The organism is Hoeflea sp. Naph1, assembly GCF_046837775.1.
GTDB lineage: Bacteria > Pseudomonadota > Alphaproteobacteria > Rhizobiales > Rhizobiaceae > Hoeflea.
Genome location: NZ_CP177286.1, coordinates 1,667,416 through 1,691,471 on the forward strand (window position 1 = coordinate 1,667,416; position 24,056 = coordinate 1,691,471).

The 24,056-nt window shown below is 58.2% G+C and carries 18 protein-coding genes; 12 read left to right on the forward strand and 6 right to left on the reverse strand.

Annotated elements, in window-relative coordinates:
• Positions 1–2: 2 nt before the first annotated feature.
• Together ACK6D9_RS07935 and ACK6D9_RS07940 are read left to right on the forward strand one after the other, a co-directional pair.
• Positions 3–275: a hypothetical protein gene (locus tag ACK6D9_RS07935; protein WP_322989045.1), complete on the forward strand. Its 273-nt coding sequence runs from the start codon at positions 3–5 to the stop codon at positions 273–275.
• The gene (locus ACK6D9_RS07940) at positions 275–3,013 is read left to right on the forward strand and encodes a sodium:solute symporter family transporter (protein WP_412051259.1); all 2,739 of its coding nucleotides are present in this window, start codon (positions 275–277) and stop codon (positions 3,011–3,013) included. Before ACK6D9_RS07935 ends, ACK6D9_RS07940 begins: the two co-directional genes overlap by 1 nt.
• An 8-nt stretch (positions 3,014–3,021) precedes the next feature.
• Here ACK6D9_RS07940 and ACK6D9_RS07945 read toward each other — a convergent pair whose 3' ends face one another.
• Positions 3,022–4,632: a helix-turn-helix domain-containing protein gene (locus ACK6D9_RS07945; RefSeq protein WP_412051763.1), complete on the reverse strand. Its 1,611-nt coding sequence runs from the start codon at positions 4,630–4,632 to the stop codon at positions 3,022–3,024.
• 149 nt (positions 4,633–4,781) lie between these two features.
• On the opposite strand from ACK6D9_RS07945, the gene ACK6D9_RS07950 reads away from it, so the two are divergent.
• The 7 genes from ACK6D9_RS07950 to ACK6D9_RS07980 all read left to right on the forward strand — a co-directional run bounded on the left by ACK6D9_RS07950 (position 4,782) and on the right by ACK6D9_RS07980 (position 12,409).
• Positions 4,782–6,128 (forward strand): substrate-binding protein, encoded by a 1,347-nt coding sequence (locus ACK6D9_RS07950; RefSeq protein WP_322989781.1) that lies wholly within the window; start codon positions 4,782–4,784, stop codon positions 6,126–6,128.
• Between the two features lie 110 nt (positions 6,129–6,238).
• Positions 6,239–7,267 (forward strand): branched-chain amino acid ABC transporter permease, encoded by a 1,029-nt coding sequence (locus tag ACK6D9_RS07955; protein ID WP_322989780.1) that lies wholly within the window; start codon positions 6,239–6,241, stop codon positions 7,265–7,267.
• Positions 7,268–7,273: 6 nt separating this feature from the next.
• Positions 7,274–8,431: a branched-chain amino acid ABC transporter permease gene (locus tag ACK6D9_RS07960; protein ID WP_412051260.1), complete on the forward strand. Its 1,158-nt coding sequence runs from the start codon at positions 7,274–7,276 to the stop codon at positions 8,429–8,431.
• Positions 8,424–9,197: an ABC transporter ATP-binding protein gene (locus ACK6D9_RS07965; RefSeq protein ID WP_322989779.1), complete on the forward strand. Its 774-nt coding sequence runs from the start codon at positions 8,424–8,426 to the stop codon at positions 9,195–9,197. Before ACK6D9_RS07960 ends, ACK6D9_RS07965 begins: the two co-directional genes overlap by 8 nt.
• Positions 9,194–9,946, forward strand: a complete 753-nt coding sequence (locus ACK6D9_RS07970) for an ABC transporter ATP-binding protein (RefSeq protein ID WP_412051261.1) — start codon at positions 9,194–9,196, stop codon at positions 9,944–9,946. Before ACK6D9_RS07965 ends, ACK6D9_RS07970 begins: the two co-directional genes overlap by 4 nt.
• 212 nt (positions 9,947–10,158) lie before the next feature.
• Complete coding sequence (locus tag ACK6D9_RS07975) at positions 10,159–11,862, forward strand: sulfate adenylyltransferase (RefSeq protein ID WP_412051262.1); 1,704 nt, start codon at positions 10,159–10,161, stop codon at positions 11,860–11,862.
• Positions 11,863–11,962: 100 nt separating this feature from the next.
• Complete coding sequence (locus tag ACK6D9_RS07980; RefSeq protein WP_412051263.1) at positions 11,963–12,409, forward strand: universal stress protein; 447 nt, start codon at positions 11,963–11,965, stop codon at positions 12,407–12,409.
• A gap of 299 nt (positions 12,410–12,708) precedes the next feature.
• Here ACK6D9_RS07980 and ACK6D9_RS07985 read toward each other — a convergent pair whose 3' ends face one another.
• Together ACK6D9_RS07985 and ACK6D9_RS07990 are read right to left on the reverse strand one after the other, a co-directional pair.
• Entirely contained in the window at positions 12,709–15,831 is a 3,123-nt protein-coding gene (locus tag ACK6D9_RS07985; RefSeq protein ID WP_412051264.1) for an efflux RND transporter permease subunit, read from the reverse strand.
• A 16-nt stretch (positions 15,832–15,847) separates the two neighbouring features.
• Entirely contained in the window at positions 15,848–16,978 is a 1,131-nt protein-coding gene (locus tag ACK6D9_RS07990; RefSeq protein WP_412051265.1) for an efflux RND transporter periplasmic adaptor subunit, read from the reverse strand.
• Between the two features lie 159 nt (positions 16,979–17,137).
• On the opposite strand from ACK6D9_RS07990, the gene ACK6D9_RS07995 reads away from it, so the two are divergent.
• Positions 17,138–17,779 carry a TetR/AcrR family transcriptional regulator gene (locus ACK6D9_RS07995; RefSeq protein WP_412051266.1) on the forward strand — a complete coding sequence of 214 codons (642 nt, stop codon included), beginning with the start codon at positions 17,138–17,140 and terminating at the stop codon, positions 17,777–17,779.
• A gap of 576 nt (positions 17,780–18,355) precedes the next feature.
• On the opposite strand, the gene ACK6D9_RS08000 is transcribed toward ACK6D9_RS07995, so the two are convergent.
• The gene (locus ACK6D9_RS08000; protein WP_412051267.1) at positions 18,356–18,877 is read right to left on the reverse strand and encodes a hypothetical protein; all 522 of its coding nucleotides are present in this window, start codon (positions 18,875–18,877) and stop codon (positions 18,356–18,358) included.
• A 479-nt stretch (positions 18,878–19,356) separates the two neighbouring features.
• Here ACK6D9_RS08000 and ACK6D9_RS08005 point away from each other — a divergent pair, with 479 nt between their 5' ends.
• The gene (locus ACK6D9_RS08005; RefSeq protein WP_412051268.1) at positions 19,357–19,986 is read left to right on the forward strand and encodes a transglutaminase-like cysteine peptidase; all 630 of its coding nucleotides are present in this window, start codon (positions 19,357–19,359) and stop codon (positions 19,984–19,986) included.
• Between the two features lie 277 nt (positions 19,987–20,263).
• Here the strand turns inward: ACK6D9_RS08005 and ACK6D9_RS08010 are convergent, their stop codons facing one another.
• Both ACK6D9_RS08010 and ACK6D9_RS08015 read right to left on the reverse strand, forming a co-directional pair.
• Positions 20,264–20,746, reverse strand: coding sequence for a hypothetical protein (locus tag ACK6D9_RS08010; RefSeq protein ID WP_412051764.1), 483 nt, complete (start codon positions 20,744–20,746; stop codon positions 20,264–20,266).
• Positions 20,747–20,783: 37 nt separating this feature from the next.
• On the reverse strand, positions 20,784–21,488 hold the full coding sequence (locus tag ACK6D9_RS08015; protein WP_412051269.1) for a LuxR C-terminal-related transcriptional regulator: 705 nt from the start codon (positions 21,486–21,488) through the stop codon (positions 20,784–20,786).
• A gap of 705 nt (positions 21,489–22,193) precedes the next feature.
• On the opposite strand from ACK6D9_RS08015, the gene ACK6D9_RS08020 reads away from it, so the two are divergent.
• Entirely contained in the window at positions 22,194–24,005 is a 1,812-nt protein-coding gene (locus ACK6D9_RS08020) for a hypothetical protein (RefSeq protein WP_412051270.1), read from the forward strand.
• Positions 24,006–24,056: the final 51 nt, after the last annotated feature.

Below are 24,056 nucleotides of genomic sequence, written 5' to 3' on the forward strand. Positions count from 1 at the left end.
CAATGCTTCGTCGGATTCCTGCTCCCACGGATAGCCGCCGTCGTTGGCAAGATGCGGCCTTTGCCATCCCCGTTTTCGTCGTGCTGCTGCTGCTGCCGCCGGTTTTGAACCTGTTTACGATCCGCAGGTTGCTCTTCGGGATTCCACTCGAGGTCGTCTATCTCTTTACGATCTGGGCGGCGCTCGTAATGTTTGGTGCCTTGCTTTCGCGCGGCCTCCCACACCAGATTGATGTGGGGGAGGATGCCGACAAGTCTGAACCGGAAAACACCTGATGCTGTCTCCGGATTTCGTGATCCTCACAGCTGTGGCCTATGTCTGCCTGCTGTTTGTGCTGGCCTATGTTTCGGACGCGCGTGCGAGCCGGGGACGGGCGGGGTTTTTGCGTTCGCCGATGGTTTATACCCTGTCGATCTCGGTCTATTGCACCAGCTGGACTTTTTACGGAGCTGTCGGGACAGCGGCCCGCGACGGCTTGGAGTTTGTGGCAATTTACATGGGCCCGACACTGGTTTTCGTCGGGTGGTGGTTCATCCTGCGCAAGCTCGTATGGGTCAGTCATTCACAGGGCATCACCTCTATAGCGGATCTGCTGTCCTCGCGTTTTGGCAAGTCGAGCAAATTGGCGGTACTGGTGACGGTGATCGCGATGGTGACGATCACCCCCTATATCGCCCTGCAACTCAAGGCGATCGCCACATCAATCCAGACCGTCTCGAGCGCGCATGGCCAAAACGACCGGTTGGCTGGGCTGGATGATGTCAGTTTGGCGCTGGGAGCAGCTATAGGCATGGCGCTGTTCACCATCCTTTTCGGCACCCGCAACGTGGATGCGCGCGAACAGCATCTGGGTGTTGTCGCCGCCATTGCGTTTGAAGCGACGGTCAAACTGCTGGCGCTGATTGCTGTCGGGTTGTTTGTGGTATTCGGCCTTGGCGACGGCATGGCGGATGTTTATGCGCGTGCCGTCGAGGCCGGTTTTGATGTTCATGAACGCAGCCCCTTTGGCAGCCGCTGGGTGGCGGTGCTGGTCTTGTCGGCCAGTGCCATCATCTGTCTGCCGCGCCAGTTCCAGATCACCGTGGTTGAAAACTCCAACGAGGAGTATCTGCGCACGGCGGGCTGGGCATTCCCCGCCTATCTGTTGCTCATGAGCATTTTCACCCTTCCCATTGCGCTCTATGGCCTGGCAACCATGCCTGCCGGGTCAAACCCCGACATGTTTGTGCTGACATTGCCAATGGCCGCGGGACAGGACGGGCTGGCGCTGTTTGCGTTTATCGGCGGGTTTTCCTCCGCGACATCGATGATCATCGTCGCCTCGATCGCCTTGTCGATCATGGTGTCCAACCATATTGTCTTGCCCCTGGCGCTCAGCCGTACAAACAACCTGGTCGAAACCGGCGAGCAGGGCATTGCGCGATTGTTGCTGCGTAGCCGCAGGATATCGATCGCCGTGATATTGTTATTGGGCTTTCTGTATTTCTGGCTGACTGGCGACAGCGATGCACTTGCGCCCATCGGACTGATCTCGTTTGCAGGGGTGGCGCAGTTTTTGCCGGCATTGCTTGCCGCGCTTTACTGGCGCCAGGCGAATGTGAAAGGCGCGCTTTCGGGCGTATTGATCGGCGCGATAGTCTGGGTCTGGACCATGTTCCTGCCCAGTTTTGCAAGCACCTCGTCGACGGTTGCCGCGCTGATTGCAGATGGCCCATGGAATATTGCCTTGCTGCGCCCGGAAGCGATGTTCGGCATGGATGGTCTTGATCCGCTGGTGCATTCGGTGTTCTGGAGCCTGTTTTTAAACACCAGCGCACTGGTGTTCGTGTCGCTCCTCACCCGGCAAGATACACTGGAGCGGCTACAGTCCAGTGTATTCGTCGATATTTTCCGTTCTGCCCAAGGAGCACAGCCGCACGCGATCCGCAGTTCGGCCACCACCGATGAGATCTTCTTCCTGGCCGAACGGGTGCTGGGCTGGCACCGGGCAAAATCGCTGTTTGATGCAGCCAATATCCCGCGCGGGGAAAGCGCCCTGAATTTTGCGGTCAGTTCGGATTTCGTCATTCGGCTGGAGCGTGAGCTTGCCAGTTCGATCGGGGCCGCGTCAGCCCATATCCTTCTATCCAAAGTGGTCGCAGGAGACACGATATCTCTGGAAGAAGTGATGCGGATTGCCGACGAAACCCAACAGGTGATCGAATATTCCCACGAACTGGAAAAGACCTCGCGCGAGTTGCGCATGACCGCCCAACAACTGCAGGAGGCAAATGCGCAATTGCATGAGCTTCACCGGCAGAAGGACGATTTCCTCGGGCAGGTCAGTCACGAAGTCCGCACGCCGATGACCTCGATCCGCTCGATTTCCCAGATTTTGCTGCAGGAGCAGGACCTGGAAGAAGATAGGCGCAAGCGTTTTGTCGGGACAATTTATCAGGAAAGCGTTCGGCTGACACGATTGTTGGACGGGATTCTGGATATGAGTGCGCTCGAGCATGGCGAGCGGAACTGGGAGAACTGCCCGGTTAACGCCGATGCCGTGCTGGTCCGGGCCTTTACCGTCTGTGAAGCGTTGGCGCAGCAGCACTCGATTTCCGTCGAGCGCATCTCGCTAGCCGAGGATCCTCAGGTGTTGGGAGATTCCGACAGGCTGTGCCAAGTTTTCATCAACATCATTGCCAATGCGATCTCGCACAACGACGCCAGCGAACCCGTGGTCCAGGTGATGTCGCGCATCGAGGGCGGGAATTACGTGGTCGACATTGCCGACAACGGCCGCGGCATTTCGAAGGAATATCAGGACAACATATTCGACAAGTTCATGCGGGTTGAGCAGAAGCGAAGCGGCACCGCATCACCCGCTGGCCTGGGGCTTGGTCTGAACATCAGCCACGCGATCATCCAGAAAATGAATGGCAGCCTCGAAATCGTCGATGGACCTCTTCCCGGGGCCTGTTTCCGCATTACGCTACCGCTTCATGATGGAGTGGCTGAGCCGGAGCAGGAGGCCTGACCTAAGGTTCAGATCGGTTGGGATTGCATGATGGCCGATACGCTCTCTTGCCGGTGGCTGCATCCTTCGCGCACGCAAAGCAGGCAACTCGGCCCGACCGGCACCTGCGCAGCGGTATCGCCCAGATCAAGGCCCCGGCTATAGACCGTGCGATCCGCATGCAACAGGTCGCAGGCCAGCATGACCGAAAACATCAAAGGCTGTTCCTGCCATGCCGAGACCCGTTTCTTGACTGATTTTGCGACCATCAGGAAGCGCGCGCCATTGGTGAACTCGGAAACCTGACGCACCACTCCCGGCGCCCCGGCGGCAGTGTAGATCGGCCAGAGCAGGCATCCATGGCCAGATCCGGGCAGCGCCAGGCCCGGCAGCGGAAACCGCTTGGTCAACCGGCCCGCGGGATCGGCCCGCAGAAAACCGAACGGTACGCCTTCGGCGCCCTTTCGGCGCAAGGTGACGAGACGGTGCGCAACCTGTTCAAAACTTGCAGTATAGGTGTGACTGAGCAGATCGATATCATAACGCCGTTCTTCGGCTTCGGCGAGAAAGTCGGCATAGGGCATTACCATCGCCCCCGCCGCATAGGACGCGAGCGCCCCAAGCGCCAGATTTCGGGCCTCGTCAGTCGTCAACTCGAAGCGGGCACAAACCTGCGCTATCACATCGGCACCCGCCTGCTGGGCATAAAGCCGGGCCATCTGGAACTGCCGTGTTGCCGCAGTCGATGAAGAGCGCAGCCACAGTACTCTGTCGTCTTCGTCAAACCGTGCCCGGCGGGTACTGTTTTGACCGTCCGGTTGGGGCGAGGTGCCACCATGCCAACGGCGGCAGCTTATGCCAAACCGCTGCCGCAGGGCTTCGGCAAGTGCAATTTCTGCAAACGCGCCCTTCGTCAAGACTTCGGCGCGCAGCTCGTCGGCAAGCGCCTCAAGTTCGGGATAGTGGTTGTTGCTGTTGATCACAGCATCCTCCACCTCCCTCAGCGGCGAAATTGACCGCCTGCGCGATGAGGCGAGATCAAAATATGAGGCAAGGCTGCGCACCGTCGTCGACAGGCTGCGCGCTTCGCGGGTGATGGAGCTCGAAAACCGCTCCCTGTCCTCGGCGCCGAGATCCTGTACCTGAGACAGGATCTCGGCGCTCGAACGCATGGCGGTAATCCGGCTGAGAACCTCGTGCAGCATCTCCGACAGCATGGGATCGGAGCTTAGCCGGTTGGCGTTGGCCTCCAGTTCGGCGTTGGCATCACCATAAACCGCATGGAGTCGGGTCAGCGCACGTGCCACCTCGGGAAACCGGGCGACCAGATCATGCAGATCAGCCTGTTCAAGCTCGAGGCCATGAAGCAGAGGGTCGTTCAGAACCTCCTGAAGCGCGTGCAGGGTGCGCTGCTCGGGGTCGCCTGAAAGCTCTTCGATATCGATTTCGAGTTGTGCGGCGATATCCATCAACAGCCGTCCGCCAATATCGCGCTTGTTGTTCTCTATCAGGTTTAGATAACTCGGCGAGATCCCCACCGCGCGTGCAAGTCCAGCCTGCGTCTGCTTCATTTGGATTCTGTGACGTCTGACACGGATGCCGATTGGTGCGCGCATGGTGCCTCCCGAAGCCCGAAACATGTCAATAATTGACAATAATGATATCGATGTAATTCAAGAATTTACAAAAAAAGTCAATGTTATCAGGTTTATATTGCTGTTATTTGCAGACTGATCAATCATCCTCTTGGACGCATTCGGCCTTTGCCGAGTCTTAGGGAGGAAACGATATGATTGATCTGAAGTTAGGCAGGCGCCGCTTGCTCAAGACCGCGGGAGCCGGTTTCGCGGCGACACTTGCATCGCCGCTTGTTTTCACAAGCCGCAGCCATGCGCAGTCATTCTGCAACAATCCGGGCAGCAAGGACCCGATCTTTGGCTTTAACGTGCCGCAAACCGGCACCTATGCCGAAGAAGGGCTGGAGCAGCTCAAGGGCTATGAGCTTGCCGTCAAGCACATCAACGGTGAAGGCGATGGCGGCCTGATGAATACGATGAAGCCGATGTCGCTTAAGGGCAACGGCATCCTCGGCCGCAAACTGCAATATGTGACCGGCGACACCCAGACCAATACCGATGCGGCGCGCGATGGTGCCCGGCGCATGATCGAGCGCGATGGTGCGATCATGGTGACCGGTTGCGTGACCACCGGCGAGGCTGTTGCACAGCAGGCGCTGTGTCACGAGCTGGGTGTGATCTATATGTCCGGCCTTACCCATGGCAACGACACCACCGGCAAGGACAAGCGCCGCTATGGTTTCCGTCACTTCTTCCAGGGCTACATGTCAGGCGTGGCGATTGCGCCGCTGCTGGCTCAGGAATATGGGCGCGAACGCCGAGCCTATCACCTGACGGCCGATTACAACTGGGGCTGGACCCAGGAAGAATCGATCATGAATGCGACCGAGGCCTTGGGTTGGGAAACCGTCAAGGCTGTCCGCACACCATTGGGCATCGGGGACTATTCGCAATATCTGACACCGGTTCTGAACTCGGGCGCGGATGTGTTGATCCTCAACCACTACGGCCACGACATGGTCAACTCATTGCCGCAGGCCGTGCAGTTCGGTATGCGCGAGCGGATGGTCAACGGCAAGCAGTTCGAAATCATCGTGCCGATGTTCTCGGAACTGATGGCAGTGGGTGCTGGAGACGCCGTGAAGGGCATTATCGGCACTCAGAACTGGAACTGGCAGCTGGAAGACGCAGGATCCAAGGCGTTTACGCAATCCTACGGCGCCGCCTACGGCGAACCACCTTCGCAGTCGGCCCATACCGGGTATGTCCAGACGCTGCTCTATGCCGATGCGGTCGAACGTGCGGGCACCTTCTATCCACCGGAAGTGATCAAGGCGCTCGAGGATTTCGAGTTCGACGGTATGGGCAACGGCCCCACACTTTATCGTGGCAGCGACCATCAGTGTTTCAAGGAAGTTCTGGTCGTGCGCGGTAACGAAGCTCCGACCAGCCGTTTCGACGTGCTGAATGTGGTCGGAAAGACGCCGCGCGAGGAAGTGATGTACGACCCCGCGATCTTCGGCGGAGAACTGGGGCCCTACGAGCCGAACCAGTGCTGACCAGACGTCACTGATAAAATCAAAGAAGCAGTTTCGGCGCAGGTGATCTGCGCCGAACCCTTCATCCGTAATGCAGCAGCTTCCACGGTCAACGCCGGGTTGGGGGAAAGATGAACGCGTTTCTCGCTCAGTTACTTAATGGGTTGGACAAGGGCGGCGCCTATGCGCTGATCGCTCTGGGTCTGACGCTGGTTTTCGGCACGCTGGGCGTAGTCAACTTCGCCCATGGCGCCTTGTTCATGTTGGGATGCTTCTGCGCAGTGGTGTTCCGCTTCCTGCTGACAATCGAGACCGTCACGATTGATCCTGAACAACTGTCGCCCTGGGGGGCGCCCGTCGAGGTGCGTACGCCGCTGGTTCAGAGCTGGCTCGGAGACTGGGGCGCATTTCTTGTCGATTATTCTGTACCGATCTCGGTCTTGTTTGCGATTCCCGTGATGCTGCTGATTGGCATCGCCATGGAACGCGGGTTGATCAAGCATTTCTACAAGCGCAGTCATGCCGAACAGATCCTCGTTACCTTTGGCCTTGCCATCGTGTTGCAGGAAATCGTCAAGAGCTTTTTCGGCGCCAACCCGATGCCGCAACCGATCCCCAGCGATCTGCGCGGTGCGGCAGACGTCGGGGCATGGCTCGGAATGGAAGCCAACAAGCTGACATACCCGATGTGGCGTCTGGTCTATTTGCTGTTTTCACTCGGGGTTATCGGCGCGGTCTTTGCCTTCATGCGGTTCACCACCTTCGGCATGGTTGTCCGCGCCGGCATGGCAGACCGCGAAACGGTGGGCGTTCTCGGCATCGATATCGACCGACGCTTCACCATCGTCTTTGGTCTGGCGGCCGTGGTCGCCGGGGTTGCGGGGGCAATGTACACGCCGCTTCTGGCGCCCAACTACCACATCGGCATGGACTTTCTGGTGCTGAGTTTCGTCGTCGTCGTCGTCGGTGGGATGGGCTCCCTGCCGGGGGCAGTCGTGGCCGGGTTCCTGCTGGGCATCCTGCAGTCCTTCGCTTCGATGAACGAAGTCACATCAATCTTCCCGGGTATCGACCAGATCATCATTTATCTCGTCGCCATCGTCATCCTGCTGGTTCGTCCGCGCGGTCTGATGGGTCGTTCCGGCGTAATGGAAAGCTGATCCGCCATGTTCTCATTCACGCGCAAACAGTTCACCATGCTAGCGGTCTTTGCCGCCATCGTGCTGACCATGCCGATCTGGCTTTCGCCCCTGGGCGCGGCCTATCCCGGACTAATGCAGAAATTCGTGATCTACGCGATCTTTGCCATCGGCTTCAACATCCTGTTCGGTTTGACCGGCTATCTCAGCTTTGGCCATGCAGCGTTTCTCGGCGTCGGCTCGTATACTGCGGTCTGGTCGTTCAAGCTGCTGTCGATGGACATGATCCCGGCATTGTTCTTTGCGGTGATCTTTGCCGGCATTTTCGCGCTTTTCATCGGCTATTTCAGTCTGCGGCGAAGCGGTATCTACTTCTCTATCCTGACGCTGGCCTTCGCGCAGATGAGCTACAGCCTCGCCTATTCGGTGCTGACCCCGATCACCAACGGTGAAACCGGCCTGCTGATCGCACGGGATGACCCCCGCGCCATCGACACGGTGCTCGGGCTAGGTCAGACCACGTCCGGGATGCCCATGCCCTCGCTGATTGGCGTGGAACTTGGCGGCTATGGAGGTTTCTACATCTGCGCATTGGTGCTGATCGCCTGCTTCTTTGTCTCGCAAAAGATCTTTGCCTCGTCCTTTGGCATGGCTCTGCGCGGGATCAAATCGAACCAGACCCGGATGATGTATACCGGTTTCAACACCAAGCCCTATCTGCTGGCGGCCTTCGTCATCTCCGGCATGTTTGCCGGCCTGGCCGGCGGGCTACTGGCCGTTACCGATCCGATCGCCGGGGCGGAACGCATGAAATGGACCGAATCCGGCAATCTGGTGCTGATGACGATCCTCGGTGGCGTGGGCACGCTGATCGGACCGGTCGTCGGAGCCTGGTTGATCAAATATTTCGAAAATATCTTCTCGGCGATCAACACCAACGTGCTCAACAGCTTCTTCGATTTCCTGCCTGACGGCCTGCAGGAGGTCATGGTGACGATCATGTCGAAGTTCGTCGGCGAGGGGTGGCATCTGACCCTGGGGCTGATGTTCGTGGTGATTGTGGTGTTCCTGCCCGGCGGTCTGGTCGAAGGCACAGAACGATTGATGCGACGGCTCCGAAGAACCGGCAAGGCAAGTGGCGACCCGGCAGGACGAGTGACGAGCGGGAGAACAGTCAATGAGTAACGCAATCCCCAATGTCGTGCTGCATGTCGCAGACGTGTTCAAGAACTTCGGCGGACTGAAGGCACTTTCAGATATCGATCTGCAGATTGTCGAAGGCCAGACCCATGCGATCATCGGCCCCAACGGTGCGGGAAAATCGACCCTGCTGAACGTGATTATCGGGCAATTGCCACCGACCAGCGGCGCGGTGATGTTTGACGGCACGGTATTGACCGGCCTGGCGCCGCACAAGATCAATCAGCTCGGGATCTCGCGGGTGTTTCAGACACCCGAGATTTTCGCCGATCTGTCGGTACTCTACAACGTCATGGCCCCGGCCTTTGCCAGGCGTGATGGCCCGTTCCGTATGGACATGTTCAATGCGGTGCAGGATCAGACCGACATCCGTGAAGAGGCCGAACAGCTGTTGCGTGAATTTGGTCTCACTGACCGGCGCGATGATCATGCCGGAACCTTGTCACGCGGCGATAAAAGGCGGCTGGAATTGGCGATGTGCCTGATTCAGCGTCCACGCCTGCTGCTGCTTGATGAACCAACAGCCGGCATGTCACGCCATGACACCAACACGACCATCGATCTTCTCAAGACGATCAAGCAACGCGGCATGACCATCGTCATCATCGAGCATGACATGCATGTGGTGTTCTCGCTGGCCGACAGGATTTCGGTGCTGGCGCAAGGCCGGTTCATTGCCTCCGGATTGCCGCAAGAGGTCAAGGACGACCCGCGCGTGAAGGAAGCCTATCTGGGGGTACCCGCAGAATGAGTATTGCAATCGCCGAAAACAAACCCCTCGCTGCCGTAGCGGAAGACGCCTTCTTCGCCTTGCGGGATATCCATGCCTATTACGGTGAGAGCTACATTGTCCAGGGCGTGACGCTTGAGGTTCGCAAGGGGGAGATTCTTGCGCTGCTGGGCCGTAACGGTGCCGGCAAGACCTCGACCCTTCGCGCCATCGCGCGGCTTGACGATCCGGCGCTGACCTCTGGGCAGATCTGGCTGGAAGGCCAGGCGATCCATCCGATGAAATCGTTCGAGGCTTCGCGGGCAGGGATTCAACTGGTCCCCGAAGATCGGCGGATCATCCCCGGCATGACGGTCGAGGAAAATCTGATGCTGGCCCAAATCGCGCCCCACAGGGGATGGGAGATCGAGGAAATCTACCAACATTTCCCACGCCTTGCCGAGCGCAGAAAACAGGAAGGTACAACGCTTTCCGGTGGTGAGCAGCAGATGTTGGCTGTGGCGCGTGCGTTGGCGCGTGACGTCAAGCTTCTGCTTCTTGATGAGCCCTATGAGGGGCTGGCCCCGGTGATCGTGCAAGAGATCGAGCGGATCGTTCAGGATATCAAACAGCGCGGCATCACCACCATCATTGTAGAGCAGAATGCCGTCGCGGCGCTTCGGCTTTCTGACCGGGCCGTGATCCTCGATTCGGGTGAACTGGTATTTACCGGAGGCGCTGCCGAACTTCTGGAGAATACTGAACTGCGGGAGAGATACCTTGCAATCTGATCAGCCATCTGGTCCGGGCTGAACCAGCAGGAGGTCGTCGCTTTTCCGATCTGGAAAATTGCGAGCCTTCTGCCCTGGTGGGCAGGAATCATTCCGGGGCCATAATGGAGTTGGTCACCGTTATCAAAACACCCGAACCGCCATAACTTCGAGCCGAACTGGCCGTCAACATTGGGTGTCTGTTTAGTTTCAAGAAAGGATGGGTAGTCGCAATGTCCAAAGAGTTGAACTTCGAGGATTACCCGCAAAAGCCCCATGGTGGAGTGTTGGTCAATCAGGTTGTGCCTGCCGACAAACGCGACCAAGCCATTGCATATGCCAGAACGCTGCCCTCGATCCGCGTGGACCTTGAGGCAGTCATCACCATCGAAATGATTGCCACGGGTGTGCTGTCGCCCAATACCGGTTTCATGAACCAGGCCGATTACAACTCGGTTCTCAAGAGCGGCAGGCTCGCCGATGGCACGATCTGGCCCGTCCCGCTCAGCTTTGCGCCGGTCGGCAAGACAAACAGCGAAATCATCAAGGGCCTGTCCGTTGGCGATGAGGTTGCTCTCACCGACTACCGCAATGAACCCATGGCCATCCTCAAGATCGAAGACCTGTTCGACTACGACAAGAACGGCCGCGCGCAACAGCTGTTTGGCACCACTGATCGCGATCATCCCGGCGTCGACTCGATTTACCGCCGGATGGGCGATACCTCCCTCGCAGGCCCGGTGACATTGCTGCAGCGCGCCGATTGGGGTCCGTTTGAAAAGATCAGGCGAGAGCCCAAAGACACCTGGCGCCTGTTCTACGAAGAGAAGAAATTCAAGTCGGTGGCCGGCTTCATCACCGGCGCCAACCCGCTGCACCGAGGCCATGAGTACATTCACAAGAACGCGCTCGAAGAGGTTGACGGATTGTTCGTTCAGCCCCTGGTGGAAATGGCCAAGCGCGAATATGTCCGGCATGAATACCGGATGCTGGCCTATCGCAGCGTGCTGGACACGTACTATCCCACCGAGCGCACCATGATGTCGCCATTGCGGGTCACCTACATCTTTGCTGGTCCGCGCGAAGCCATTCTGCATGCGCTGATCATGAAGAACTATGGCTGCACCCATGCCCTGATCGGACGCGACCACGCCGGAATTGGCAGTTATTATGACAAATACGCCAGCCATTCGATATTTGACCAGTACTCTGCCGAGGAACTCGGCATCGACATCCGGCTGTTTCACGAAGTGTTCTATTGCACACGCTGCGCCAGCCACGCGAGCGAACAGACTTGCCCGCATGACCACCGCTACCGGCTCAATATTTCAGGCACCGGCATCCGCGAAATGCTGCGTCACGGCATCTTGCCCGCCAAGGAAGTTGTGCGCCCCGAGGCCGCACGGATTGCAATCCAGGGCGTGCAGCCGAAAGGCCTTGATGAAGCAGGCGAAGGAACGCTCCCGGTCAGCAAGGTGGTGCAAAGCATGTACCCGTATTACCGCCAGCACTCCCGCCTTGGCGGCCCTTCGCGCGCCCGGTCGCTTGAGCCCGAGGATCTGACCGTACGCGATCTGGAGGCGGCGAGCCTTGATGCGCGCGCCAACGCCAATCGAATTTATCACGATATATACAGCGAATACAGCAGCTTGGCAGATCATAACCTTCACCTGCAGGAACCCTGGATCATCGAGGCCCGGGCAAATCTGAAAGCCCATCAGGAGATGGTTTTGTCGGACCTGCAGGAAAAGGTGGCGTTGGCGCCGGAAGAAGCTTCGGATGAATTCATGTATCAGGACAAAAACGAGGCTGAACGTGAACTTAGCGCCGCGCGTAGATTGTTGTCAGCGGTACCGCCGGTGCCGGAAAATGATACGTTGAGCGAACGCGTTTGGAACCCGTTGCCCTATCAACGTTACCGGGGTGTTGACGAATAAGCTGTTTCAGTTTGCTCTGTCCGGTGTTTGTCGTCAGCTCCCATTGGGGCAAATAGCGTTATCTGACGATGGCACCGAACCGATATGAATGGAGATGCAAATGTACAAACACATTCTGGTTGCAACGGATGGATCCGACCTTGCGCGCAAGGGGCTTGAGCATGGCTTGGCGCTTGCCAAGCAACTCGACGCAAAAATTACGGTGCTGACTGTTTCCGAGCCCCTTCGCCCGGAAGTGGCGCGTGCGGCCCAATTAGCTGGCGTCCATGATACTGCTTCTCGTTACGATTATCAGATCGACACTCTCATGAAGGAGCGCTTTGCGTCCATTGAACAACGCGCTGGTGAGTTTGGCATCAAGGTGGATTTGATGCACGAGATCGACGACGCGCCGGCTGAAGCCATCGTCAGGTTTGCCAAGTACAAGAACTGCGACCTCATTGTGATGTCGTCGCATGGCCGGCGTGGTGTGCAAAAAATGCTGCTGGGAAGTCAGACGTCCGAGGTGCTGGTTAAGACGACCATTCCTGTGTTGGTCATCCGCTAACGCTTCCTTCGACGCGTCTGTACCGCGAAGCTATCGTGCGAGCCTGTTCTTTCGCGCCTTGGGGCACATTGGACCCGGCTAACGGTACTGGCGCGCCCCAAGGAGCGGCTGTTTTCGCTGGCGCGCAATCTGGACCTAATCGCCCCTAAATGAGGCAAATGACCGAAAATCCCGTGTTGGATGGGGAAAGTACAAGTCGCACGGCACGAACCTCATCACCAGAGCGCAGGATTTCAAGTCAATCTTGGCGGCTGGTGATGAGGAAAGCACAATCTGCGGCGTGCGCAGTCACATTGCGATCAGAGTTCAGGAGCGGACGTGACGGCTTCCTGTTTTGTCTTGCGGCGTCGGGTCACCAGTACGAAAAACAGCGGCACGAAGAGAATGCCGAGAATTGTACCGGTGATCGTTCCCCCAAGTACGCTGGTGCCGATGGCGTTACGCCCGCCGGAACCCGCACCTGTCGAGATGACCAATGGCAATACGCCTAGAGAGAAAGCCATCGAGGTCATGATGATCGGCCGGAAGCGCTGACGCGCCGCCTCGCGGATTGCATCGAACAGCGGCTCTCCCGCTTCGTAACGTTCACGCGCGAACTCGACGATCAGGATCGCGTTCTTGCCGGTCAACCCCACCACAGTAAGCAACCCCACCTGGAAGAACACGCCGTTCTGGTAGCCGCCGAACAGGGTCCACAAAAGCGCGCCGAGGATACCGACCGGCATGACCAGCATGACGGCGAACGGGATCGACCAGCTTTCATACAAAGCCGCAAGACACAGGAACACGGCGGCAAGCGACAATGCATAGAGCAGCGGCGCCTGGTTGCCCGATTCACGTTCTTCCAGCGACAGACCGGTCCACGAAACGCCATAACCGGGCAGTTGTTCGGCCAGCCGCTCGATTTCGTTCATGGCTTCGCCGGTGGTCACGCCCGGCGCCGGCGATCCCTGAACCTGCATGGCGCTGACCGCATTGTAGCGGTTGATGCCTTGCGGGCCGAAGGTCCAGCTGCCCTCGGCGAAGTTGGTAAAGGGAACCAGCCCGCCGGAGGAGTTGCGCACCTTCCATTTTGAAATATCCGACGGCAGGGCGCGGGCATCGGCTTCACCCTGTATGTAGACGCGCTTGATACGGTCGCGGTCGATGAAGTCGTTGACATAGGTGCCAGCCCAGGCGACCTGCAGCAATTGTGCGACATTGGAGGCCGAGATCCCCATCGCACCGGCGGCGCGCCAGTCGATATCGAGATGATACTGGGCGGCGTCTTCCAGACCGGAAGGTCGCGCCGAGGCGATCAGCGGGCTCTGCGCGGCCATACCGAGCAATTGGTTGCGGGCGGCAAGCAGCGCTTCGTGCGACTGGCCATCTCGGGCTTCGAGGTAGAAATCGAAGCCGCTCATGATCCCGAGTTCAGGCACCGACGGCGGCACGATCGGGAACACCATGGCATCCTTGATCGCCATGAAAGCAGGGAAGGCACGGCCGGCGATCGCCTGGGCGCTCTGTCCCGGTGACTGTCGCTCCGACCAGTCCTTCAGGCGGATGAAGGCGAGCCCCATGTTCTGACCCTGGCCGGCAAAGGAGAAGCCGACAACGCCGAACATGCTGTCGACGGTGTCCTTCTCGTTCTCCATGAAATGCTTTTCCACCTGCTCGAGAACCTTCTGGGTGCGCTCGGCAGTTGCGCCGGTGGGCGCCTGGATCAGCGCTAGAAGGATGCCCTGGTCTTCGTCGGGCAGAAAGCCGGTCGGTGTCTGCACGAAACTCCAGGCGACGAGACCCACGAGCGCGAGATAGATCAAGCCGATGCGCAGCGGGCGGCGGACGATCCAGCCGACGGTGCTGCCATAACCATTGCTGATGCCGTCAAAGATGCGGTTGAACCAGCCGGCCGGACCACGTTTGGTGTGGTGCGCCGCCTTGGAGTTGAGCAACGTGGCGCAGAGTGCCGGTGTCAGCGTCAGTGCGACGAGGACGGAAAGGCCCATGGCCGAGACGATGGTGACCGCGAACTGCTGGTAGATAACCCCGGTCGAGCCGCCAAAGAAGGCCATCGGGACGAACACGGCTGAGAGCACCAACGCGATACCGATCAGGGCGCTGGTAATCTGGCCCATCGATTTGCGCGTGGCCTCAACCGGACTGAGCCCTTCTTCCTCCATGATCCGCTCGACGTTTTCCACCACAACGATCGCATCGTCGACCAACAGACCGATGGCGAGCACCATGGCCAGCATGGTCAACGTGTTGATGGAGAAACCGGCTGCTGCAAGAATCCCGAAGGTTCCGAGCAGCACCACCGGCACCGCAAGCGTCGGAATGAGCGTGGCGCGAAAATTCTGCAAGAACACCAGCATCACGAGGAAGACGAGCACGATGGCTTCAACGAGCGTTTTCACGACCTCCTCGATCGAGATCTCGACGAACGGCGTCGTATCGTAGGGAATGACGTAGCTGACGCCTTCGGGGAAGAAGGCAGAGGCTTCCTCGATCTTGGCTTTGACAAGTTCCGCTGTTGACAGCGCGTTTGCGCCGGCGGCGAGACGGATCGCCATGCCGGTTGACGGTTTGCCGTTATAGCGGGCGATGGTCGAATAGTTCTCTGCGCCAATTTCGACACGGGCCACATCGTTGAGCAGTACCAGACCGCCATCGGTTGCGGCGCGGATGACGATTCCCTCGAAATCCTCGGGTGTCGTTAGCAGAGATTGCGCGGTGATCGTGGCGTTGAGCTGCTGGCCTTCAACCGATGGCAAGGTACCGAATGCGCCGGCCGAAATCTGGGCGTTTTCGGTCGATACGGCGGCCACGACATCGCTGGGCGCCAGGCCATAGGCGGCAAGCTTAACCGGGTCGAGCCAGATCCGCATGGCGTATTTGGCGCCGAAAACCTGTACTTCGCCGACGCCTTCGAGGCGACTGAATTCATCGACAAGGCTGGTGTTGAGATAGTCGGAAAGGTCAGTCTGGTCGAGTTTGCCGTCATCAGAGATAAGGCCGATGACCATGAGGAAGCTGGCGGATGATTTCTGGACCGTCACGCCCAGCCGCTGGACCGTTTCCGGCAGCAGCGAGGTGGCCTGCGATATCTTGTTCTGAACCTGAACCTGAGCGATGTCGGGATCAATCCCGGTCTCGAAAGTCAGCGTGATGGAGGCCGTGCCGGCAGAGGTTGAACTCGACGAGAAATAGCGAAGCCCATCAAGACCGGTCAGCCGCTGTTCGATGACCTGCGTCACCGTGTTGGCAATGGTCTGGGCCGATGCACCCGGGTAGGTCGCCGAAATCGAAATGGTCGGCGGCGCAATCTGCGGATATTGCGATATCGGCAGGGTCAGGATGGAAAGTATGCCGGCGCCCATGATGATGATCGAAATCACCCATGCGAAGATCGGCCGGTCGATAAAGAAACGTGCCATGACGGTCTCCGCAGGTTCAGTTGTTTGCCAATTGTTCGGCGCGTTCTTCGGGGGCGACGGGGGCGCCGACCGCGATCTTCTGCAGTCCTTCGACGATCACCTTGTCGCCCTCCTTGACGCCATCGGTGACGATCCAGTCCGAACCGCTGTCGCTGGCGATCGTCAGGGTGCGTTGCTCGACAACATTGTCAGCACCGACAACCATGGCGGTGGGATTGCCGCGACGGTCGCGCGAGACGCCCTCCTGTGGCACCAGAACCGCATCCTCGATGACGCCCTGAGGCATCTCGACCTGAACATACATGCCGGGCAGCAGCATTTCGTCGGGGTTGGGGAATGTCAGGCGCAGGGTGACGACGCCGGTTTGCTCGTCGACATGCGGTTCGGCAGCGGTCAGTTCACCGGTGTGATCGTAAGCCGAGCGGTCGGCCAGCGTGAGCTTGACCTTGGTATCGATATTCGCGCCGGCAGCCTTGGGACCCTTGCGCTTCCAGCGCACCAGATCGGCGGCTGACTGGGCGACATCAACATAGACAGGGTCGAGCTTGCGGATCACTGCCAGCGGATTGGTCTGCCCGGAAATGACAAGCGCGCCCTGGGTGGTGAGCGAAAGCCCGATGGCACCTGAAATCTGGGCGCGGATGGTGGTTCGATCGAGGTCGATATTGGCTGCCAGCAGTTGTGCATTGGCAACCTGCAGATTGGCGTCAGCGGCGTCGCGTGTGGTGACTGCTGTATCCAGTGCCTGCTCGCTCGCGACATTGCTCTTGCGCAGCGTTTCCATACGCTTGAGTTCGCGGTTGGCAGAATCGAGGCTGACCTGTGCCTGACTGACCGCAGCCTCGGCTGCCGCGACCTGCGCCTTGTAGGTTGCCGGATCGATGCGATAGAGCACGTCACCCTCGTTGACGGCGGAGCCCTCATCGAAAAGCCGCTCAATGATGATGCCGTTGACCTGCGGCCGAACCTCGGCAACGCCGGACGCGACGACACGGCCCGGAAGTGTGGAGGTCACGGTGACGGTTTCAGCCTTCACCGTGACGACAGTCACGGGGGTGGGTGGACGTTCCTGCTGCTGTGCCGAAGCACCAGTCATCGCCATGGCGGCAAACAGGAACGAATAGAGAGCGTAAGGCGCTAACCTCATCAAATTTCTCCGTTAAATCTGGAGTGCCCGCTTGGCGAACACGCGCCCAGCGGATAATATGGAAACCAGGCGGTTTTATATTTGTTTTTTTGCTGGGTGCAAGCGCAATACCACGCACAAAACCGTGACCGCAAACACAGGAGATCCGACTTGTTGCCAATGTGCCGCAATTCCCGGCGTGGTCCGGGCAGACCGCGCCAGTTCGATTCCTCCGAACGCGAGGCGATCATCATTGACGCGGCGGAACGGGTGATCCTCGCTCAAGGGCTCGCCGGGGCATCGATGGCGGCGATCGCGCACGAAGCAGGCATGTCCAAACGCACGCTTTACGAAGTGTTCGAGAGCCGTTCCGCGCTGTTCGCGATGATCATTCGGCGCATGCACAACATGTTCACGCGCCCACTGACCGACACAGACCTGGAAAAACCGCTCGACCAACGCCTGCGGCTGCTGCTGACGCCGCCGGGCGAGAAACTTTGCGACCCGATGCCCTTGGCAATCCTGCGCGCCGTCATCACGGAGGCCGAGAGGCAACCTGATCTCGTGCATGAATTTCTTCAGGAAGGGCCGTATGCGCTCTACGCCATGATCCGCGCGGAACTCGACCGCTCGGTTGCCTGTGGCGAGATCCGTATCAGCGACACCGAAGCTGCCGCACGTCTGTTGGCCGACATGGCGCATGAGAGCGTGCTCGAACATCTTGTTGCCCCACAGAATGACTGCGAACGTCAGGATGCCTATCCGCGCCGGCTTGAACTCGCCATTCGCGTATTCCTCGGTGGCATCGGCGCAATCGACTGAACAGCCGACCCCGAGAGCTATCCCAACGCCTAGCCTCTTAACGGCAAGTGATGTGGTGAAATGCAAGAAAAAACGGCACGCCGCGGGCAGGGCCATTACCGGAGAAAGCAAACAGTCAGGAACCGGACCGAGCCTGCCATCGGCGCTGCCAGGGGAATTCGGTTTTGGAGCTTTGCCGCAAGCATGGTGCATTACATCGCATCTTTGCCGAATTCGGCACCGTGCCGCTTGCCTGCCGGGCATCGAATGCAAAACGGGTTCATTGAGAGCATTAAATGCCCGCCGATGCGATCAACTGCTCAATGAGCCAAGGTTATCATCCCTGTCATCATGTTCAGGCGAGCCTGAGCAAGTGACCGTTGGATTAGTGATTCGCACGCCTGAAACATTCGCTTTTTGGGATTGGTCTTTCTTTTTTGAAGGACGCGGACAATGAAACGATCAGGGTTTACTGAGCAAGGTTTACTGAGAAACAAATTGCTAGCGTCCTGGCGGAGCATGAGTGGAAACGTTGCGGGAGCCGGGCAGAGGATACCATTGTTCGGTGATCCTCATTGTTCGCCCGCCTCCCATCTTTCATTGTTTGCCATGGCTGGGTACGGCCTCGCCGTCTACTAGCCCGTCAAAGGGACGCGCTGGCACCGCCCGCGCTCGCTCCACCGCCGGCGCTTGCACCAGCACCAGCACCGCCTGAGCTTCCGCCGCCGCTGCCGCCGCCGGCGCTTGCGCCAGCGCCTGCACCAGACCCGCCGCTACCTGCGCCGGCGCCAGCACTTGCGCCTGCACCAGACCCGCCGCCACCAGCGCTCGCGCCGGCGCCAGCACTTGCGCCTGCACCAGACCCGCCGCCACCAGCGCTCGCGCCGGCACCTGCACCTGCACCAGAACCGCCGCTACCTGCGCCAGCGCCAGCACTTGCGCCACCACCGCCGGAGCCGCCACCACCGGAGCCACCGCCACCAGAACCGCCACCACCAGAACCGCCACCACCAGAACCGCCGCCACCGCTGGAGCCGCCGCCGGAACCACCGCCACCGGAACCACCGCCACCGGAACCACCGCCACCGGAGCCGCCGCCACCGCCGGAGCTGCCGCCACCACCACCGTCACCGCCGAAGAGGCTGCTCAGGAAGCCGCCGCCACGGGAACCACCGCCTTCACCGGGGGGATCCGTCAGAGCCTGTATAAGTGAAGTGGTAATGGGAGGGCATTGCTTGATCTGCTCTCGAGTGAGAATTCTTGACCGGTTTGCCGCTATACAGCATAAGCTGTAGTTGGCTTCGTTTAACGGCTGACATTGAACTGCCGTCATGATAGGCCGTGAACTAACCTGCGCTGTTGCAGGAACGGCGTAGCCGGTTAAGTAAATGGTCGCGGTACCGAGCAGTAGCCGGTATACGAGGCGACTAGTGAACATGACAACCTCCTTGGTTTTGAGTTCCAGAATTGTTCTTGGTAACTGTTTGTTAGTATACATCATTTATTTTGATGTGGATGACTGAATGGTCAGTATTGCTTAGGGAATTCAGGCTAGATACAAGTAGCTACTGTTATGTTCTCTATGAGGGGTATTCGCCTTGCCAGCCCGGTTAACACTTCTCATCGCTGTTTTTCTTGCTGGCTGCAGTCAGACGACGGACGTAATGACGACCGCCGCGGTATCCATGAAGTCAGCGACGAACTTGCCCAGAGAGACATCAGCACCACTCCGTATGGATTCGCAGGGGCGAGCCTTTCCTCCCCCGGCATTTAACGCGTTCTGTGCGCGAGAAACGCGTCTGTGCAGTACCAGCGGAGGCAGCAAGGTTGTCACGCTTACCGCTGCCAAGATGGCGGAGCTGAAATCAGTCAATACCTCCGTCAACCGGCGGATCACGGAGAAATCCGACGATAAAGCCGCGGGCGGGGGAACGGCGGATGAATGGCGTTTGCCCACGTCGACGGGTGATTGCGAAGATTTCGCGATTTTGAAAAAACATGAGCTATTGAAGCGCGGTTGGCCCAGTGCGGCCCTTCTTCTGACTGTCGCGAGGAGCGGAGGTGTAGGCCACGTCGTGCTTGCTGTCAGGACTGACAAAGGGGACCTCGTGCTTGATAATCGTACAAACGCTGTCAAGGATTGGAGGAAGGCGCCCTATCGCTACTTCGCTCGGCAGTCACAGTCCCAACACGGCAAATGGGAACGTATCGGCAAGCGAAGCATCTGATCGGCCTTGTGAAAAGGCAGTCCCAAGCTCTGATGGGAACGTTGTCGTGCAATTCGATGAGCACTCTCTACGCGTCAAGTTCCGCATATAGAAGGCGCCAGGGCCGAGAGCCGGCTGGTGTCGAACCGCCGATCAATCCATCACTGTAGGTAGGAATGCCGCCGCCCCTGAATTTTTGGGTGATCTCACGGGGGCGAGCGGACGAGACGGTTGATGAGCAAGGATCACTATAAAATCCCGGCATCGATCCGTTGCATCAAATTCCAAGACTTCTCGGTTAGATCGGGAAACCGTATTTACGCGTGATAGCCCATACCGATTTGTTGATATCGATCAGAACCGAGATGCTCTTCTTGATCTTGGCGATTTGGCCTTGATCGAGGTTCTCCATCTTGCCGTATTTGATCGCGTCCTTGCTTTCGAAGATACGCATGAGCTGCGTCGCCCCGCGGCCGCTCTCTGGATCAAACGAATAGATGCAGTGATTGAACTTGTTGCGCAAGCCTGCCTGGAGGGTAAGCTTTCGCGTTACATCCAGGATTTCTGTCCGGCATTCCACCGATGTTTTTGACATTTTGGCGAGACGCTCGACCAAGTCAATCCGGGCGCGGGGCGTGTTCAAGGTCAGGAAGATGATGGCTGCTGTTTCCTTGTCGACACCGGCAAGGCCGGCAATCAGGTAGATCAGCAGACTTTCGGTATTTGTCCAAGTGTAGTTTAACTGACCGATAAGTAGCAGGACGTCCTGCGGACTTGGCATGGGTGCCGGTCCAGTCGTTGGACGGCGATGACCGTTTTCAGGATTGGTCGTGCTCCCGTCCATCATGGGTGTCCTCTTCTCCGTTAGCCTCGTCAGCGTGAACTTCATTGTTCTTCCGCCTGTAATCGAAATACTTGGCGGCGGCTTCCGTCCTGTTGTGAACCCCGAGTTTTTGGATGATGTTGTGGAGATGTATCTTGATGGTATGTTCCGAAAGCCCAAGTTTGAATGCAATGTTTTTGTTTTGATCCCCTTGAGCCACTTTATCGAGGACTTCCAGTTCGCGAGGGGTAAGTTCATTCATCATCCTGCTCCTTTGCGCTTGGGGTCCTAAACGATAGGGACTGGGCTCTACGAGCATGGAACGATCGGTTGTTTCTGGCGGTTGTACGCGTTGAAACACGGTGTGAGGGAAGTATTCCCCTCCTTTGAGCATGATACGGATAATTGATAGCCATATATCCAAGTTAACGTTGCTTGGCAGGATACCACAAATAGCAGGGGATTCAATGATGTGACGTACTTGATCCACCTGATCGAGCCGCGTGGCTGTCATAATGGCAGTGGATGCGCCCGGATGTGTTTCCGATAGTTTGTCACAATGAATCTTGAAAGCGTCCAGGAGGCTGTAGTCTACGATGACCAGCTGTACGTCTCCGTCGAACTTCGCACACGCCATTTGCGGTTCTGAAACATGCATGACGGAGACCCAGGAGAACTCACGTTCGATGGCCGCTGTCATAGCATCCGAGATGCATCCCGCAGGCGAAATGAACAGAAGGATTTGCCGGTAGGTGCGTTCCGACTGAGATGAACGCGCACTCTGGACACGCTCTCTCCCCAAATTATTCGCTACACTTAACTCTACACGCATGACACTAAACAACTTCGGGTCAGACGAACCTCAGTCGCTCCCCTATTATTAATATTTTATAAACTAATCATATACAGATCTATAATCTGAGGAATTAGCCCATTAGAGCTATATTAAGGGCAACCTGCTGATATTTAATGCATAGAATATCTTTTCGGAAATAAAACAAGTATACAAAATATCTGTTTTACACAGAGTGATTATTGCACAACCTGGTCCCGATTAGGCACTGCCATCGAATAGGCTATTCAGTCTAGATCCATTTGGCAACTTCTTTAAGTTTCCATCAGGCGACAGACTTCCTCTCGTATAAAGCCGGGAGAAGGGGGTTCAGGTTTCATCCATCGCACCATGTCTCGCGTTGTACCGGATGAAAACCTAGGATCGCAGCCGTCCTCCGGCAGAACAAGGGAGGAGCCAATCAGTAAAAACCTATCGAGAACACTCGTGCTCGCCGCGTCTTCACGCGTCCAGCGCTGAATCCAAATCCATTTAGCAACAACCGTACGGTGATGGCCCCAAGGAGATGAATGGCGGTCAAGCTATTACGGTCCTTATAAAAGGACAAATATCATGGGTATCAACAACAACCACTTGTTCGGTTTCGGAAACAGCATAAATGTTTTCGACGTTGATGATGACGGCGAACAGGCACAGAAGCAGAAACAGAAGCAGCAGGAAGAGCAACAGCAGCAGCAGCGTGAGCAGCAGCAGCAGTCTCAGTCTCAGGAGAACACCAATACCAACACCAACGATTCGGATAGTTCTAGCGCCGGCGTCGGCGTCGGGGCTGGCGTTGGAGCAGGCCTTGGTGTGGGGCTTGCAGGAGCTGGGAGCGATGCGAACGCCTCGTCCTCAAGCGATAACAGCAACCTCAACGGTAACCTCAACGGCAATTTGAACGGCAACCACAATGTCTCGGAGAACGAGAACATCAACACGAACGATGTTGATGTGGATGTGAATGTCGATGTTGGCGTCGATCTCGAAGGCTATATGCCCGACGACAACGATTTTGCCGATATCGATATGAATGGCGGCCAGATCGAGGGGATGTTCAACACTCAGTTTGAAGATATCCTCAATGGGGCTCTTACCGGTAAAGGTAATGATGTTGCCAACGTTATCAATCAGATAGCCAACCTCTCCGACGATGATCATCTTGAAGATGCCTCGGTCAAGAATGACGCCACGTTTGACCAGGACTTCACCGTCAACGGTGGAACCGCTCATGCGGCTGACGGCATCAACGCTGGTGGTTCCGGTGGTTCTGGCGGAGACGATGCCGAAGCCAACGGCGGCAAGGCATGGGATGCCGGTAATGCAAACGGCGGCATGGGCGATGGCGGAGCGGGCGACGGCGGTACGGCCGTCAGCGTGGCGTTCGGTGGCATCGGTGACGGCGGCGATGCCGACGGCGGTGACGGCGACGGCGGCTCGGCCGATAGTGGCGATGCCGACGGCGGCAAGGGCAACGGCGGCATGGGTAATGGCGGCAAGGGCGAAGGTGGCGTAGGCGCCGGCGTCGGTCTTGGCCTTGGTCTTGGCCTCGGAGTTGGCGCAGCAAGGGCTGGTAACGGCGATGACGGTGGCAACAACAATGCCGGTGACGGCGACGACGGCGGCAACGGCGGTGATTCCGACGGTGGCAACGCCGACGATGCTGGCAACGGTGGCGACTCCGAAGGTGGCGACGGTCTTGAAGCATTTTTTGCCGGAACCCCGCTCATCAACATCGGTGGAAAAGCCGATGATGGTGGCAACGGAGGCGACTCCGAAGGCGGTAACGCCGATGATGGCGGCCATGGCGGCCATGGCGGCGATGGTGGCAATGCCACTGATGCTGGCGACGGTGGCGATGGCGGCGATGCAGCTGGCGCAGGTGCCGGCGCAGGCGCAGGAGCCGGTAACGGCTTCGGCATCGGCGGAAAAGGCTTCGGCGGTGAAGGCGACGGCGGTTCCGGCTTCGGCGGCGATGCCACCAGTGGCCATGCGCTTGCCGGTGGCGGCGATGGCGGCCACGCGCTTGCCGACGGTGGCGACGGCGGGCACGCTCTGAGCGGTGCCTGGACAGACGGAACTGGCGGTGATGGCCTTGGTGGATGGGCTGCCGGTGGCAGCAACACCGCAGGCGATGGCGGCTACGCCTATGCTGGCGACGGTGGCTATGGCGGAGCTGGCGGAACCTGGGGTTCCTCCAATGGTGATGACGGGTTCGTCGAAGGCCACAGCACCGCGACTGCGGATGCAACCGTTGATACGAGCGCGTTCAACCAGGAAATCGTGATGGGTGCGAACCTGCAGCAGAACGCGGTCGATATGACTGTGGTCGGTGGCGACCTCACCAGCACGAGCGTCGGCGAAGACAGCGACGATATGACCTAAGTCGCTGTTATTTAATAATAAAAATGGATTGCGCGGTACGCCGCGCAATCC